At 66.8% G+C, this 16,104-nt stretch carries 14 protein-coding genes and 1 pseudogene; 8 read left to right on the plus strand and 7 right to left on the minus strand.

Annotated elements, in window-relative coordinates; translation table 11 throughout:
* Window positions 1-107 precede the first annotated feature (107 nt).
* The 6 genes and pseudogenes from ACYVBS_RS05020 to ACYVBS_RS05045 all read right to left on the minus strand — a co-directional run.
* Window positions 108-524: pseudogene (locus tag ACYVBS_RS05020) on the minus strand (ClpXP protease specificity-enhancing factor); the annotation flags it as partial.
* 63 nt (window positions 525-587) lie between these two features.
* The gene (locus tag ACYVBS_RS05025) at window positions 588-1,223 is read right to left on the minus strand and encodes a glutathione S-transferase N-terminal domain-containing protein (RefSeq protein ID WP_460822204.1); all 636 of its coding nucleotides are present in this window, start codon (window positions 1,221-1,223) and stop codon (window positions 588-590) included.
* Window positions 1,224-1,395: 172 nt separating this feature from the next.
* On the minus strand, window positions 1,396-2,163 hold the full coding sequence (locus tag ACYVBS_RS05030; protein ID WP_460822206.1) for a cytochrome c1: 768 nt from the start codon (window positions 2,161-2,163) through the stop codon (window positions 1,396-1,398).
* Entirely contained in the window at window positions 2,156-3,415 is a 1,260-nt protein-coding gene (locus ACYVBS_RS05035; RefSeq protein ID WP_460822207.1) for a cytochrome b, read from the minus strand. The genes ACYVBS_RS05030 and ACYVBS_RS05035 overlap by 8 nt, the downstream gene beginning before the upstream one ends.
* Before the next feature lie 3 nt (window positions 3,416-3,418).
* Entirely contained in the window at window positions 3,419-4,030 is a 612-nt protein-coding gene (petA, locus tag ACYVBS_RS05040) for a ubiquinol-cytochrome c reductase iron-sulfur subunit (protein WP_460822209.1), read from the minus strand.
* A gap of 185 nt (window positions 4,031-4,215) precedes the next feature.
* Window positions 4,216-5,145, minus strand: coding sequence for a lytic transglycosylase domain-containing protein (locus ACYVBS_RS05045; RefSeq protein WP_460822211.1), 930 nt, complete (start codon window positions 5,143-5,145; stop codon window positions 4,216-4,218).
* Between the two features lie 232 nt (window positions 5,146-5,377).
* Here ACYVBS_RS05045 and miaB point away from each other — a divergent pair, with 232 nt between their 5' ends.
* Window positions 5,378-6,799, plus strand: a complete 1,422-nt coding sequence (gene miaB / locus ACYVBS_RS05050; RefSeq protein WP_460822213.1) for a tRNA (N6-isopentenyl adenosine(37)-C2)-methylthiotransferase MiaB — start codon at window positions 5,378-5,380, stop codon at window positions 6,797-6,799.
* A 146-nt stretch (window positions 6,800-6,945) separates the two neighbouring features.
* Here miaB and ACYVBS_RS05055 read toward each other — a convergent pair whose 3' ends face one another.
* A complete protein-coding gene (locus ACYVBS_RS05055) occupies window positions 6,946-8,508 on the minus strand; it encodes an amidohydrolase (RefSeq protein WP_460822215.1) in 1,563 nt (520 codons plus the stop codon).
* Between the two features lie 230 nt (window positions 8,509-8,738).
* Between ACYVBS_RS05055 and ACYVBS_RS05060 the strand changes: the two genes are divergently transcribed.
* From ACYVBS_RS05060 to ACYVBS_RS05090, 7 genes are all read left to right on the plus strand, one after another.
* Window positions 8,739-9,725: a PhoH family protein gene (locus ACYVBS_RS05060; RefSeq protein ID WP_460822216.1), complete on the plus strand. Its 987-nt coding sequence runs from the start codon at window positions 8,739-8,741 to the stop codon at window positions 9,723-9,725.
* A gap of 31 nt (window positions 9,726-9,756) precedes the next feature.
* Window positions 9,757-10,242: an rRNA maturation RNase YbeY gene (ybeY, locus tag ACYVBS_RS05065; protein ID WP_460822217.1), complete on the plus strand. Its 486-nt coding sequence runs from the start codon at window positions 9,757-9,759 to the stop codon at window positions 10,240-10,242.
* Between the two features lie 132 nt (window positions 10,243-10,374).
* Window positions 10,375-11,232, plus strand: coding sequence for an HlyC/CorC family transporter (locus tag ACYVBS_RS05070; RefSeq protein ID WP_460822218.1), 858 nt, complete (start codon window positions 10,375-10,377; stop codon window positions 11,230-11,232).
* Between the two features lie 34 nt (window positions 11,233-11,266).
* Complete coding sequence (locus ACYVBS_RS05075) at window positions 11,267-12,526, plus strand: lipoprotein N-acyltransferase Lnb domain-containing protein (protein WP_460822219.1); 1,260 nt, start codon at window positions 11,267-11,269, stop codon at window positions 12,524-12,526.
* Window positions 12,527-12,580: 54 nt separating this feature from the next.
* Window positions 12,581-13,573 carry a magnesium/cobalt transporter CorA gene (gene corA / locus ACYVBS_RS05080; protein ID WP_460822220.1) on the plus strand — a complete coding sequence of 331 codons (993 nt, stop codon included), beginning with the start codon at window positions 12,581-12,583 and terminating at the stop codon, window positions 13,571-13,573.
* Window positions 13,574-13,741: 168 nt separating this feature from the next.
* A complete protein-coding gene (locus ACYVBS_RS05085) occupies window positions 13,742-15,811 on the plus strand; it encodes a carbon starvation CstA family protein (protein ID WP_460822222.1) in 2,070 nt (689 codons plus the stop codon).
* Window positions 15,811-16,032 carry a YbdD/YjiX family protein gene (locus tag ACYVBS_RS05090; protein WP_460822223.1) on the plus strand — a complete coding sequence of 74 codons (222 nt, stop codon included), beginning with the start codon at window positions 15,811-15,813 and terminating at the stop codon, window positions 16,030-16,032. The genes ACYVBS_RS05085 and ACYVBS_RS05090 overlap by 1 nt, the downstream gene beginning before the upstream one ends.
* Window positions 16,033-16,104: the final 72 nt, after the last annotated feature.

Here is a 16,104-nt window from a genome sequence, read left to right on the forward strand (position 1 = left end):
GCCCCGCCGGGACGCGGCCGCGGCGAGTCAGGGCCCGCGGGGCCGTCTCCGCCATCGTCGTCATCCCCGGCCGACGAGTCGGGCACCGCAGTCAGGCTCGGGCGCCCCGTGGTCGAGGTCACGGCAGGCGCCTCGCTGTCGGCGGCCTCGTCTTCCAAGCCGGATTCGACATCGGCGTCCGCATCGCCCGCGAGCATGTCTTCGGGCAGGGCCATTCCCTGTCCGGTTTCCCGCGCATAAATCGCCAGCACCGCGCTCACCGGCACGGAGACGGCATGACTGACACCGCCGAACCGTGCACTGAACCGGATCACGTCGTTGGACATTTCCAGCCGCGCGACGGCGCGCTCAGCCACGTTGAGCACGATGCGTCCGTCCTTGACCGCGTGAACCGGGACCTGCACGCCCGAGCGCGTGGCATCGACCAGCAGGTGCGGGGTCATGCCATTGTCAGCGATCCACTCGTACAGGGCCCGGAGGAGGTACGGGCGGTGGCTGGTCATCGGCGGAAACTGATCGGTCATGCACGCAGTGTAACGTCGCCCGTTCGGCACGGCGACGCCCACGGGCTAGACGCCTGACGCGAATCAGCCTGGCAAATCGCGCAGGCGGCGCTCGTGCTCGGTCAGGCTGCGTGCGAAGCCGGGGCTCCGGAAGATGCGATTGCCGTAGTCTTCAATGGCTTTGCCATCCTTCGGCAGCGGCACGCCCAGCGCATCGAGGCGCCAGATGATGGGCGCCATGGCGCAGTCCGCCAGGCTCATTTCCGGGTTGAGGAAGAACTTGGACGCCTTGAACAGCGGGACCGACGCCGTCAGCAGCTCCTTCAGACGCTTGCGACCAGCATCGGCCTGCGCCTTGTTGCCCAGCTGGATCGCCTGCACTTGCGGCACCCAGTCGATCTCCAGACGCAGCATCGCCAGGCGAAGCCGTGCGCGTGACAGCGGATCGACGGGCATCAGCGGCGGATGCGGATAGCGCTCGTCGAGGTACTCGCTGACGACGCTGGCGGCGTACAGGACCAGTTCGCGCTCCACCAGGGTGGGCACCGAATGGTAGGGGTTGAGGTCTACGAGGTCTTCCGGCGGGTTCTGCGGGTCAACCGGCACCAGGTCGTAGGTGACGCCCTTGGCCGCCAGGACCAGGCGGACCCGGTGGGACAGCACGCAGTCCGTTGCCGAGAACAGGGTGAGGGCATTACGCATTCGTGGGCTAGCCGCCATCATTGACCTCGCAGGAAACCGGATTCCACCGGCCGCTGGGCGCCGCCACACCCCGTGCGGGCAGTCGCCAACGTCCGAGCCTAACGCTTTTTCCACATTTGCCACACCCCCCTGGCAATCGCCAGATGTGCAAAGGCCCGCACGAGGCGGGCCTTTGCATGCTCAGCGGGGGTCAGTGCTCGACGTCTCGCCAATATTCCTGCTTCAGCAGCCAGGCCAGGAAGGTAAGGAACGCCAGGAACAGGATCACCCACACGCCGATCTTCTCGCGCTTGAGGGCGGCCGGCTCACCGGCGTACTCGAGGAACGCGGTGATGTCGCGGGCGGTCTGGTCGAACTGCTCGGCGTTCTGCACGCCCGGCTGCGTCACGGTCAGGCCCAGCACCGGACGCTCACCCGTGGCATCGGGCTTGCCGAACTCGGCGTGCTGCAGGCCCTGCAGTTCCCACAGCGGGTTCGGCATGGACGCGTTGGGGAAAAGCTTGTTGTTCCAGCCCAGCGGGCGGGTCTCGTCCAGGTAGAACGACTTGAGGTAGGTGTACACCCAGTCGCTGCCACGCACGCGGCTGATCAGGCTGAGATCCGGCGGCTGCTTGCCGAACCACTGGTTGCCCTGTGCCTCAGTCATGCTGACCTGGATCTGCTCGCCGACCTTGGCCCCGGTGAAGTTGAGGTTCTTCATCACCTCGTCTTCGGTCAGGCCCAGGTCCTCGGCCATGCGCGAGTAGCGCAGGTACTTGAGCGAGTGGCAGCCCGAGCAGTAGTTCATGTACAGCTGGGCGCCACGCTGCAGCGAGGCACGGTCGTTCAGGTCGGTACCCGCCTGCTGCACGTCGCCGCCCGCGGCCGCGAAGGCCGAGACCGAGACCAGCAGGCCGGCGGCGAACACCGCGACCTTGTGGAAGGGGTTCACCCGCTTCGAAACAGTTGCGTTAGTCATGCATCGTCACCCGTTCCGGCACCGGCTTGGTCTTGTCGAGCTTGGTCCACAGCGGCATCGTGATGAAGAAAGCGAAGTAGTAGAAGGTCAGCACGCGACCGACCTGGGTTTCCACCGGGTCGGTGCCCGGGCCGGCGCCGATCTTGCCCAGCCAGACGAAGCTGGCGGCGAAGCCCAGCAGCAGTGCCCAGGACAGCAGGCCGCGGTAGCGGTAGGACTTGACCTTGGAACGGTCCAGCCACGGCACGGCGAACAGGATGGCGATCGCCGAGAACATCACGATCACGCCGCCCAGCTTGTCCGGGATCACGCGGAGCATCGCGTAGTACGGGGTGTAGTACCACACCGGCTTGATATGGGCCGGCGTCACCAGGCGGTTGGCCTCGGTGAAGTTGTCATGCTCCAGGAACCAGCCGCCGAACGCAGGCGCGAAGAAGATGACGAAGGCGGCCAGCATCAGGAAGAAGCCGACGCCCACCAGGTCCTTCACCGTGTAGTACGGGTGGAACGGAATGCCGTCCTTGGGCTTGTTGGCGTCCCAACGGTTGCCCTTCGGGCCCTTCTTGATATCCACGCCGTCCGGGTTGTTGGAGCCCACTTCGTGCAGCGCGCCCAGGTGCAGGACGACCAGCAGCAGCAGGACCAGCGGCAGCGCGATGACGTGCAGCGCGAAGAATCGGTTCAGGGTGGCGTCGCCCGGCAGGTAGTCGCCCATGATCCATTCGACCAGGCCGCCGCCGATGACCGGGATCGCGCCGAACAGCGAGATGATCACCTTGGCGCCCCAGAACGACATCTGGCCCCACGGCAGCACGTAGCCCATGAAGGCTTCGGCCATCAGCACGAGGTAGATCAGCATGCCCAGGATCCAGACCAGCTCGCGCGGCTTCTGGTACGAGCCGTACATTAGGCCGCGGAACATGTGCAGGTACACGACGATGAAGAACATCGACGCACCGGTGCTGTGCATGTAGCGGATCAGCCAGCCCCACTCCACGTCACGCATGATGTATTCGACCGACGAGAACGCCTCAGCCGCGGACGGCTTGAAGTGCATCGTCAGGAAGATGCCGGTCACGATCTGGTTGACCAGCACCAGCATCGCGAGCGAGCCGAAGTAGTACCAGAGGTTGAAGTTCTTCGGCGCGTAGTACTCGGTCATGTGCTTGCGGTACATCGGCATCATGCCCGGTGCACGCTCGTTGACCCAATCCATCACGCCATTGGCGGTACGGGTAAGAATGTTCGCCATGGCTTACGCGGCCCCCTGCGGATCGACGCCGATGATGATGGTGTTGTCATCGGCATAGTGGTGCGGCGGCACGACCAGGTTGGTCGGCGCGGGCACGCCCTGGTAGACGCGACCAGCCATGTCGAACTTCGACTTGTGGCACGGGCAGAAATAGCCGCCCTTCCACTCGGTGTCGAACGGCTCAGGGCGAATCTCGGCCTTCATTTCCGGCGAGCAGCCCAGGTGGGTGCACAGGCCCACCAGCACGGAGATGTCCGGCTTGATGGAGCGCAGCTCGCCCTTGATGTACGCCGGCTGCTGCTCCGGGTTGGCGGACTTGGGGTCGCGCAGCATACCGTCCAGGGTCGGCAGAGCATCCAAGACCGCCTTGGAACGCTTGACGATCCAGATGGGCTGGCCGCGCCACTCGAAGATCAGGCGCTGGCCTTCGGCCAGGGCACTGATATCAGCGGTCACCGGGGCACCGGCCAACTTGGCACGGGCACTCGGGTTCCAGGACTTGATGAACGGCACCGCCGCAAAGCCGGCCCCGACCGCACCGACCACAGCCGTGGTCGCGGTCAGGAAGCGGCGGCGTCCCGTGTTTACAGGATCGTTGACCCCTTGGTTGGCCATTCGGCACTCCGCAAAGCTTAGTAACGAAGTTTCACCGCAAAGCTGCCACCTCTGGCGACGGCTCGCGGCTCAAAAGACGGGGAAGTGTAACGGAACGGTGAACAGCAGGACAATCCGCGGCGGGCGCCCGATTTCACTGGGCGCAGCCTGAACCACGGGAAGCCCCTCTCCCGGGGCTCCGGGAGCTATTGCATGCCGCCCGACGCACCGCGGTAGCGGTCCGCCAGCACGCCCACGCGCTGCACGTACCGTTGAGTTTCACTGTAGGGCGGGACGCCCTTGTACTTGTCCACGGCGCCCTCGCCGGCGTTATAGCCGGCGGCGGCAAGCGTCAGGTTGCCGTTGAACCGCTTGAGCAACCAGGCGAGGTACTGGACGCCCCCGTGGATGTTCTGCGTGGCATCGAAGGCATTCCCCACCCCGAACCGGCGCGCCGTGGCCGGCATGAGCTGCATCAGCCCCTGCGCCCCAACCCGCGACAGGGCATTGGGATTGAATGCGGACTCGGCATGGATAATGGCGCGTACGATGGCTTCGTCGACGCCGAACTTGCTGGCCGCGGCGCGGATTTCATCGCGATAAGCCTGCGTATTGAGGCGAACCGAGCCGAAATTGACGCCCGGTTTGGCGCTGCAGGCGAAGCAGGTTTCGATGTAGCTGTACTTGATGGTGCGCACCGCCAGCGCCCGCGCACCGCCTCGCGGCGGCCGGCTGGAATAGTGGCGAACCCCGTCCTGCATGTAGGAATAGACCTGCCCGCGGACCACCCGCCCCCCACCGGAAGGCGTGCGCTGCGGGGCCGTGGCCGCCACGGGGGTCGAGAGACTGGAGGTAGCGGCGGCGGTTTCCACCAGGGTCGCCCCGCTGGCCGGGGAGCCGACGACGGGATTGGCGGGCGTGGCCGACCCCACCGAGACAGGCGCCGGAGCGGGTGTGCGGCGGGTGCGCGAGGCTCCCGAGTAGGCACCGACAGCCTTGCACTTGGCGCCGGGAACGCGCTTGCTGACATAGCTCCGGCCGCCATCGGCGGTCTCGCAGCGGTACACGGTGCCGGCCACCGCGGGTGCCGTGGCAAGCAGCGTGATGATCCCCAATGTCAGGAGGCTCCCCTTCATCGGCCCGAGTGTCCCCCTTCCCGAGGGTATTTGCCAAGTCATTGATCCAAAAACGGGACCCAGGGTCACATCCGGCCTGGCCACTCGAGGGAAAAGTGGGCAGGGGCTCCCGGCGTCACCGGCGCGCGAGGCGAGCGGCTGACTCCGCCGTTCAACCAGCGCGCGGGAGCGAACCGGTAGACTAGTCGGCCCTTCCGGCGCGGATTAACCGCCGCCCCTCCCGGACCTGACCATGACCGACACCGCCCTCCCCGGCCAGCCCTCGGCTGCCGCCGCCCCGACCGTTTCTTCCGCCCCCGCCCTGCCGGCCCGCGGCAAGCTCTTCATCGAAACCCACGGCTGCCAGATGAACGAGTACGACTCGGCGCGTATGGCCGACGTGCTGGCCGCCGCCGAGGGCCTGGAGCTGACCGACAACCCGGCCGAGGCCGACGTGGTGCTGGTCAACACCTGCTCGATCCGCGAGAAGGCGCAGGACAAGGTGTTCAGCCTGCTCGGCCGCTGGAAGCAGCTCAAGCTGGGCGACAAGCCGGTGCTGATCGGCGTCGGCGGCTGCGTGGCGTCGCAGGAAGGCGAGGCCATCGTCAAGCGCGCGCCGTACGTGGACCTGGTGTTCGGCCCGCAGACCCTGCATCGCCTGCCGGAGCTTATCCAGGCCAAGCGCGAGACCGGCAAGCCGCAGGTCGACATCTCCTTCCCGGAGATCGAGAAGTTCGACCGCCTGCCGGAGCCGCGGGCCGAAGGTCCGAGCGCGTTCGTCTCGATCATGGAAGGCTGCAGCAAGTACTGCTCGTTCTGCGTGGTGCCGTACACCCGCGGCGAGGAAATCAGCCGGCCGTTCGAGGACGTGCTGGTGGAAGTGGCGGAGCTGGCCGCGCAGGGCGTGCGCGAGGTGACGCTGCTGGGCCAGAACGTCAATGCCTACCGCGGTCCAATCGCGGCCGAGGAGGGGGCCGAGCCGGAACTGGCCGACCTGGGCCTGCTGATCCGCGCCATCGCCGAGGTCGAGGGCATCGACCGCATCCGATTCACCACGTCGCACCCGCTGGAGTTCAGCGACTCCTTGATCGAGGCCTACCGCGACGTGCCCAAGCTGGCCAACTTCCTGCACCTGCCGGTGCAGGCGGGCAGCGACCGCATCCTGTCGGCAATGAAGCGCGGCTACACGGCGCTGGAGTTCAAGCAGAAGATCCGCAAGCTGCGCGCGGTGCGGCCGGATATCTCGATTTCGTCCGACTTCATCGTCGGGTTCCCGGGCGAGACCGATGCGGACTTCGAGAAGACGATGAAGCTGATCGAGGACGTGGGTTTTGACCAGTCGTTCTCGTTCATCTACTCGCGCCGCCCGGGCACGCCGGCCGCCGACCTGGAAGACACGGTGACCAGCGAGGAGAAGCACGCGCGCCTGTCGCGCCTGCAGGCCACCATCAATGCCAATGCGGCGAAGATTTCGCAGGCGATGGTGGGCAGCACGCAGAAGGTGCTGGTGGAAGGGCCGTCGAAGAAGAATCCGAACGAGCTGACCGGCAAGACGGAGAACATGCGCTCGGTGAATTTCCCGGCGCCGGCACGGCTGGTGGGTCAGTTCGTGGATGTGGTGATTACCGAGGCGCTGAGCAATTCGCTGCGTGGGCGGGTGGTTCTGGCGGATTGAGTTGGTCGGCCCGGGGCTGGTCTGCCGCGGGCATTGCTCTTCCCTCGGTCGGGGCATCCTGCCCCGACTCGGACGCCGGCCATCCATGGCCGGCTTGTCGCAATCCCCGCGGCAGCCCAGCCCCTCGGATACTCAATTGGGGGGGCTTATGGCTTGGCCTGATAGACCGGCCGGCCGTCGACGTAGGTGGCCTGCACGTCCAGGCTGCGCAACTGGGCAGCGGGAATGGCCAGCGGGTCCTGCTTCAGCACGACGAAGTCGGCGCGTTTGCCGGGGACCAGGCTGCCCACGCGTGCTTCGGCAAAGCCGGCATACGCGGCGTCGAGGGTGAAGCCACGCAGGGCCTCGAAGGCAGTCAGCTTTTCTTCCGGATGCCAACCGCCCACGGGCATGCCGGCGCCATCGGCGCGGGTCGTGGCGGCGTACAGACCCAGCCGCGGATCCACCGATTCGACCGGAAAATCCGATCCCAGCGCAAGACGCGTGCCGCTGTCACGCAACTGACGCCACGCGTAGGCACCCACGATGCGCTTGGCGCCCACGCGGTCCTCGGCCCACGGCATGTCGCTGGTGGCGTGGGTAGGCTGCATCGAGGCGATGATGCCCAGCGGCGCCAGCCGCGGCAGGTCGGTTGGCGACAGGATCTGGGCGTGCTCGATGCGCCAGCGGTACGTGGCCGGCTCGGTGGTGCCCAACGCCTTGGCATAGGCATCCAGTACGTCGCGATTACCGCGATCACCAATGGCATGGGTCGCCACCTGCACGCCGCAGCCGCGGGCCTTGGCCGCGACCCGGTCGAGCTCTTCCGGCTTCATCAGCAGGAGACCGCTATTGGCATGGTCGTCGCTGTAGGGCTCCAGCATCGCGGCGCCGCGGCTGCCGAGTGCGCCGTCGGCGTAGAGCTTTAGCGCGCGCATTTCGAGCCTACCGCCGGCGTGACGGTACAGGCCGTTCTGGCACAGGGCGTTGAGGGCCGCGCCATCGCCATCGGCCATGGCGTACACGCGTAATGGCATGGCATTGCGGTCGGCAAGACGTTGGTACGCGTGCAACTGGGACAGCGACACGCCGGCGTCATGCACGCCGGTGAGTCCGTGCGCAACCGCCGATTGCATGCCCAGCACCAGCGCACGCTCGGTGGTGGCCTCGTCCATCGCGGGCATCACCGATTCGACCAAATCCATCGCGGCGTCCACGAACACGCCGGTGGGACGGCCTTGGGCGTCGCGCAGGATCTGGCCGCCGTCGGGCTGCCAGTCGCCGCGCAAGTCGCGCTTCACAATGCGCATGGCCGCAGTGTTGCCCCATGCGGCATGGCCGTCGACACGGCGCAGCCACACCGGACGGTCGGGGAACGCGGCGTCGAGGTCGGCGGCGGTCGGAAACTGCTTGTCCGGCCAGTCGTTCTGGTCCCAGCCGCGGCCCAGCAGCCAGGCGCCCGGCGGCAGGTCACGGGCGAAGGCACCCAGGCGCTGCAGCACCTCGGCCTTGCTGCGCGTGTCGACCACGTCGGCGCGCAACTGGGTCAGGCCCAGGCCCGCCACGTGGCCGTGTGCGTCGATCAGGCCAGGGACCACGGCGGCCGTGCCCACGTCGATACGCGCGGCATTGGGGTACTGCTTGAGCAGGCTCGAAGTGTCTCCCAACGCAAGGATGGCGCCGCGGTCGTCAAACGCCATCGCCTGTGCACGCGGGTGAGCCGTGTCCATCGTGTGGATCCGACCGGCCGTGAGCACCGTAACCTCAGCCGCATGCGCCGGCATCGCCGCCGCGACGAGCGACAAGGCGATCGCATGACCGATTCGTGAGTGCCTGAATCCGCGCATAGCCGCTTCCTGCTGAACGATAAGATCGCGGCACTTTGCGAAAAAGCCGCGACAGGCGCAAGCTGGCCCTCTGCGCGCGCCACCCCACGCGCCCGTCCCCGACCACATCGACGATGTCCTCGCGAACCACTTCCGAATTCACCCTCGATCCGCCTGAGGCGGAGCGCCTGGCCAACCTCAGTGGCCCGTTCGACGGCCACCTGCGCATGATCGAGTTGCGCCTGGGGGTGGAGATCGCCAACCGTGGCAACGTGTTCCGCGTGGTCGGTCCGCAAGCGGCGGTGGGCAAGGCCGAGCGTCTGCTGCGCGAGTTGTGGCTGGATGCCGCCAACGAGACGCTGGATGAGCCGGCAATCCACCTACGGCTGGCCGAAGCGGATGCCGACCGCGTGGTCGAGCAGGACATCGAGCCGCAAGAGGTCGCGATTCGCACCAAGCGCGGCACGATCCGCGGGCGCGGCCACAACCAGGCCAAGTACCTGCATGCCATTGCCGTGCATGACATTAATTTCGGCATCGGACCGGCCGGTACCGGCAAGACCTACCTGGCCGTGGCCAGCGCAGTGGAAGCACTGAACGAGGGCCGCGTGCAGCGCCTGATCCTGGTCCGCCCGGCCGTGGAAGCCGGCGAGAAGCTGGGCTTTTTGCCCGGCGATCTCACACAGAAGGTGGACCCGTACCTGCGCCCGCTGTACGACGCGCTGTATGAGATGCTGGGCGTGGAGAAGGTGGTCAAGCTGCTGGAGAAGAACGTCATCGAGATCGCGCCGCTCGCATACATGCGCGGACGCACGCTTAACGACGCGTTTGTCATCCTCGATGAAGCGCAGAACACCACGATCGAGCAGATGAAAATGTTCCTCACCCGCATCGGCTACGGCAGCACTGCGGTCGTGACCGGCGACATGACCCAGATCGACCTGCCGCGCCACCAGAAGTCCGGCCTGAAGGATGCGCTGGACGTGCTCCGGCAGGTGAAGGGCATCAGCTTCACGTTTTTCGAGGCGCGCGACGTAGTGCGCCATCCGCTGGTCGCGCGCATCGTGGAAGCGTATGACTCGCGCGACGACAAGGACGCGCAGACCGGCGCGGCCACCTGACCTTCCGCCCACTCATCAACGGTTCGTTGCCATGACTGTCGGCCCCACTCGTCTCGATGTATCCATCAGCTACGGCCTGCCGCGCGCGGGTGTCCCGGCCCCCGCCAGTTTCCGCAAATGGGTGGCCGCGGCACTGGAAGGCCGCATCCGCGAGGCCGACCTGGCCATCCGCATCGTTGACGACAAGGAAGGCCGGTCACTGAACCACCATTACCGTGGCAAGGATTACGCCACCAATGTGCTCAGTTTCCCGGCGGAATTGCCCGAAGGCTTGCCGGAAGGCGTGAAGCTGCCGCTGCTGGGCGACCTAGTGATCTGCGCGCCGGTCGTGGCGCGCGAGGCGCAGGAACAAGGCAAGTCGTTGGCCGCCCATTACGCCCACATGACCGTGCACGGGGTACTGCACCTGCTGGGCTGGGACCACGAGGACGATCGCGAGGCCGAGTGCATGGAGCAGTTGGAGCGCGAGATCCTGGCGGCGATGGGCATCGAGGATCCGTACGCGGTCGCGGGCTGAAGAAGTCGCGCTTCGAGGGAGCCGCCGGGACACGTCCCGGCAGGGGTCCGGCTCGATTCACCGCTTCGTCCGCCAACCGCGTTAGACTTCCTGAATGCCCCCATCCCCCAGGGGGCGACCTGACCATGCCCCATGTCCGAGGACGACAGTAGTCACTCCCACGCGCCGGAACGGCGCTCCTGGCTCGAACGCATCAGCTCCGCGCTGTCCGGCGAGCCCACCACCCGCGAAGACCTGGTCGAGCTGCTGCGCGATGCCCAGGCCGATGGCCTGATCGCCGCCGATACCCTCCGCATGATGGAAGGCGCGATCGCCGTCTCCGACCTGACGGTGGGCGACGTGATGGTCCCGCGCTCGCAGATGGTTGCGCTGCCGGCCGACGCGAAGCTCCTCGACCTGATGAAGCTGGTGGTGGAATCCGGCCACTCGCGTTTCCCGGTGCACGGCGAAGAGAAGGACGAAATCCTCGGCATCCTGCTGGCCAAGGACCTGCTGCGCGGGGTGGTGGCCGACCACGGCCCGGGCACGATCCACGAGTTGCTGCGGCCTGCCGTGCTGATCCCCGAATCCAAGCGACTGGACGTGCTGCTGCGCGAGTTCCGCCAGTCGCGCAACCACATGGCCATCGTCATTGACGAGCACGGCGGCGTGGCCGGCCTGGTCACGATTGAGGACGTGCTGGAGCAGATCGTCGGCGACATCGATGACGAGCATGACGACGCCGAAGACCCCAACGCGCTGATCGCGGCGCAGGCCGACGGCCAGTTCGTGGTCGATGCGCTGACCCCGATCGGCGACTTCAACGAGCGCTTCAAGGCCGAGTTCGACGACGACGAGTACGACACCATCGGTGGCCTCGTGGTGGCCGCCATTGGCCACTTGCCGGAGGCCGGCGAGGAGCTGACGCTGGGCCGCTTCGTGTTCCGCGTGGCCAGCGCCGACGCGCGACGTATCCATGCCTTCCACGTGGGCGTGCTGGGTGACGCGTGAGGGCTCGGCCCGCGGGGCGGGCAAAGCAAGCGTGATGCGCTGGGCGGCCCGCGTGCGGGCGTTGTTGGCGGTCGCCTTGCTAGGGATCACACTGCTGCAAGGCGCGGCGCTGGCCGCGCCGGCGGACGATGCGGCCACTCGACCAACGCTGCCCGCCGCGCCCGCGCCCGCGCCCGTCAGCCCCGCCAGCGGCCCCGCGCCTGAAATCGGCATGATGACCATGCTGCCCGGCGAGATCTTCTGGGAGCGGTTCGGCCACGACGCAATCGTCGTCATTGACCCGGTCACTCGGGTCGGCACGTCGTACAACTTCGGCTTCTTCGACCTGGACGAGCCCGACTTCACCTCGCGCTTCGTTCGCGGCGACATGCGTTACCAGCTGGTCGCCCTGCCCGTCGACCGGGATCTGGCTACCTACGAGGCCGAAGGCCGTGGCGTCAGCATCCAATGGCTCGACCTGCCCGCCGACGACGCGCGCCAACTGGCGGCGGCACTGGCGGACAACGCGCGGCCGGAAAACGCGCGCTACCGGTACGACTACTTCCTCGACAATTGCTCCACCCGGGTGCGCGATGCCCTGGATCGCGCGCTGCACGGCCGCTTGCGGGACCAGCTCCAAGGCCGTTCCCGAGGCAACACGTACCGCAGCGAGGCGATGCGGCTGGCGTCGCCGGACTTCTGGATGTGGCTGGGGTTCGATGTCGGCCTCGGCCCGGCCGCCGACGCGCCGCTGGCGTTGTGGGAAGAGGCCTTCGTGCCGATGCGACTGGCGACGGCGTTGCGCGAGGTCAAGCATGCCGACGGCCGGCCGGTGGTCCGCGGTGAGCATGAAATACTGCCTCACCGATTGGCGCCGGAACCGCAGGAAAGCGCGCTTCGCTGGTGGCAGTGGGCCCTGCCCGGCCTGGTGCTGGGCGGCGGCTTGGCCTGGGCCGGACGCCGCTACCCGCGCGCGACCGCGGCCGTCGCCCTGCCGTTCTGGACGCTCGCGGGCGCGGTAGGCGCGCTGCTGCTGTTCCTGTGGTGGGGCACCGAGCACCGGTTTGCCTGGGCCAACCACAACTTGTTCCTGCTGAGCCCGCTGGCATGGGTGCTGCTCCCGGGCGGCGTGCGCCTGGTGCGCGGACGCAACCCGGGCGTGTGGTTCAACCGGGTGCTGGTGGTGACCGCTGTATTGGCGGTCGCCGGCCTGTTTGCCCACTGGCTGCCGCTGGCACCTCAGCGCAACGCCCATTGGATTGCCCTGCTGCTGCCCATCCAACTGGGATTGCTGGCCGGCCTGCGCCGCGCCTGACCCTCTTCGGGCACGCCTTGTGTCTGCGCCCTGTACGCTTCACGATCGGGTTTCATGAGCCGCGTCGACCTGCCCAAATCCGTGATCAACTGTGTCGCCTACGATCGCGATGGCGCGCGGCGCGATATCTCGCTGGACGCGATCAGCGACGTATTGGCCGTCGATGACGGCAGCTTCGTGTGGCTGGGTCTCTATGAGCCCAGCGAAGACATCCTCGTCAAACTGCAGGAGGAATTCGGCCTGCACGACCTGGCGATCGAGGACGCGCACAAGGCCCACCAGCGCCCCAAGCTGGAGGCATATGGCAGTTCGCTGTTCATCGCCATCCACACTGCGCAGACCGTTGACAACCGCATCCGTTTTGGCGAAACCCACATGTTCGTGGGGCCACGCTATCTGGTGACGGTGCGCCACGGCGCCTCATCCAGCTATGCGGCCGCGCGCGCGCGCATGGAGCGCGAACCGGACTTGCTGCGGCACGGCCCGGGCGCAGCCCTGTATGCAGTACTCGACATGGTGGTCGACAATTTCCTGCCCATCGTTGACGGCTTCAACCACGAGCTCAACGAACTCGAGCAGGACATCTTCGCCAACGAATTCCGTCCCACCACCGTGCGTGAGCTGTACGAGCTCAAGCGCGAGCTGACCCGCCTGCGCATGGCGGTGGCGCCGCTGCAGGACATCCTGGGCCAATTGGCGCGGTCGCGCGGCGGCCTGTTCGAGGAAGAGATCCAGCTGTACCTGCGCGATGTGCATGATCACGCGGTGCGCATCAACGAGAGCACCGACACCCTGCGTGAAATGCTGACGGCGGCGCTGAGCGTCAACCTGTCGCTGGTCACGGTGCACCAGGGTGAAGTGGTGAAGCGGCTGGGTGCATGGGCCGCGCTGCTGGCGGCTCCGACGCTGATTGCCAGCTGGTACGGCATGAACTTCACCCACATGCCGGAGTTGGCGGGCCGATGGAGCTATCCCGTCCTGATTGGCGTGGTAGCGGTGACCTGCCTGGTGCTGTACCGGATGTTCAAGCGAGCGCGCTGGCTGTAATACGCGGGCGTCCGTGCCGCCCGCGCGGTGCCCGCCCCGGACATGGCCGCGGGCGGCTTGCGACCTTGGTCGGTCGCTAGACCAAAGTCGCACGGTTTATGCCGCACTGCGGATTGACCCCCCGGGGCGCGGGGGCGACCCTTCCGAAGTCCATTGGGAGACTTTTTCATGAAGGGTGGAATCACCAGGTTGGCCTGGGCGGCATTGGCCGTTCTGGGCGCCGTGTGTCTGGGTGTGCTTGCGCTGCGACGCGGCGAGCAGATCAATGCGTTGTGGATCGTCGTGGCGGCGGTGTCGATCTATCTGGTCGCATACCGCTATTACAGCCTGTTCATCGCCAACAAGGTGCTGGGACTGGATCCCACCCGTGCCACACCGGCGGTGGTCAACAACGATGGCCTGGACTACGTCCCGACCAACAAGCACGTGCTGTTCGGCCACCACTTCGCGGCGATTGCAGGCGCGGGCCCGCTGGTCGGGCCGGTGCTGGCCGCCCAGATGGGCTACCTGCCCGGCACGCTGTGGCTGATTGCCGGCGTGGTGCTGGCGGGCGCGGTGCAGGACTTCATGGTCCTGTTCGTGTCCAGCCGCCGCAACGGCCGCTCGTTGGGCGACCTGGTGCGTGAGGAAATGGGCCAGGTACCCGGAACGATCGCGTTGTTCGGCGCATTCCTGATCATGATCATCATCCTCGCGGTACTGGCGATGATCGTGGTGAAGGCGCTGGCGGAAAGCCCGTGGGGCATGTTCACGGTGATGGCCACCATCCCGATCGCGGTGTTCATGGGCGTGTACATGCGCTACATCCGCCCGGGCAAGATCGGCGAAATCTCGGTGGTTGGCATCATCCTGCTGCTATTTTCGATCTGGCTGGGCGGCAAGGTCGCCGCGCATCCCGAATGGGGCCCGGCATTCACCTTCACCGGCACCCAGATCACCTGGATGCTGATCGGTTACGGCTTCGTCGCGGCGGTGCTGCCGGTGTGGCTGGTGCTGGCGCCTCGTGACTACCTGTCCACCTTCCTCAAGATCGGCACCATCGTCGGCCTGGCCATCGGCATCTTCATCGTGATGCCGGACCTGCGCATGCCGGCGCTGACCCAGTTCACCGACGGCACCGGCCCGGTGTGGAAGGGCGGCATGTTCCCGTTCCTGTTCATCACCATCGCCTGTGGCGCGGTGTCGGGCTTCCATGCGCTGATCAGCTCGGGCACCACGCCCAAGCTGCTGGCCAACGAGAGCCATGCCCGCTACATCGGCTACGGCGGCATGCTGATGGAATCGTTCGTGGCGATCATGGCCATGGTGGCGGCCTCGGTCATTGACCCGGGCGTGTACTTCGCGATGAACAGCCCGGCCGCGGTGATCGGCACCGACCCGGTGGGTGCGGCGCAGACCATCACCCAGTGGGGCTTCGTGGTCACGCCGGAGGTGCTGTCGCAGACCGCCAACGACATCGGTGAGGCGTCGATCCTCTCGCGCGCCGGTGGTGCGCCGACGCTGGCGGTGGGCATCGCGCAGATCCTGCATGCGGTGCTGCCGGGCGAAGGCATGATGGCGTTCTGGTACCACTTCGCCATCCTGTTCGAAGCGCTGTTCATCCTCACCGCGGTGGACGCGGGCACCCGCGCCGGCCGCTTCATGCTGCAGGACCTGCTGGGCAACTTCGTGCCGGCGCTGCGCAAGACCGAGTCGTGGGGTGCCAACGTGCTGGCCACGGCGGGCTGCGTCGCGCTGTGGGGCTACTTCCTGTACCAGGGCGTGACCGATCCGTTGGGCGGCATCAACATGCTGTGGCCGTTGTTCGGCATCGCCAACCAGATGCTGGCGGGTATCGCACTGATGCTCTGCACGGTGGTGCTGTTCAAGATGAAGAAGGACCGCTACGCGTGGGTCACGATCATCCCGACCACGTGGCTGTTGATCTGCACCACCGCGGCGGGCTTCATCAAGATCTTCGACCCGACGCCGGCGATCGGGTTCCTGGCCCAGGCCAACAAGTACAAGGCCGCCATTGCCGCCGGCGAAATCATCGCCCCCGCGAAGAGCATGGGCGCGATGCAGCAGGTGATGATCAACAACTACATCAATGCCGGCCTCACCGCGCTGTTCCTGTTCGTGGTGTTGGCGGTGCTGGTGTACTCGGTGAAGTCGATCCTGGCGGCGCGCCGCGAAAGCCAGCGCACCGACCGCGAAACCGCGTACGTGGCGCTGAAGCCGCATGAGATGAACCTCTGATGGGCACTGCACTCGTCCCCGCCAGCGAGCACCAGCAAATCCGCCGCGTGTGGCGGCGGCTGGTGCAGACGGCGCGACTGTGCTGCGGGGTGCCGGACTACGACAACTATGTCCGGCACCTGATGGAGAAGCATCCGGAACGCCCCATCCCGGACTACGCGACGTTCTTCCGGCAACGGCAGGACGCGCGGTATGGCGGCGGCGGCTTCCGCTGCTGTTGAAGGACCACCCGCGGGGGAGCGTGCTCCCCCGCATGGGTGAGGCTGTTTTGAGTCGACCGGAAGACGAAGGCC

The sequence above is a fragment of the Lysobacter olei genome (assembly GCF_054777355.1).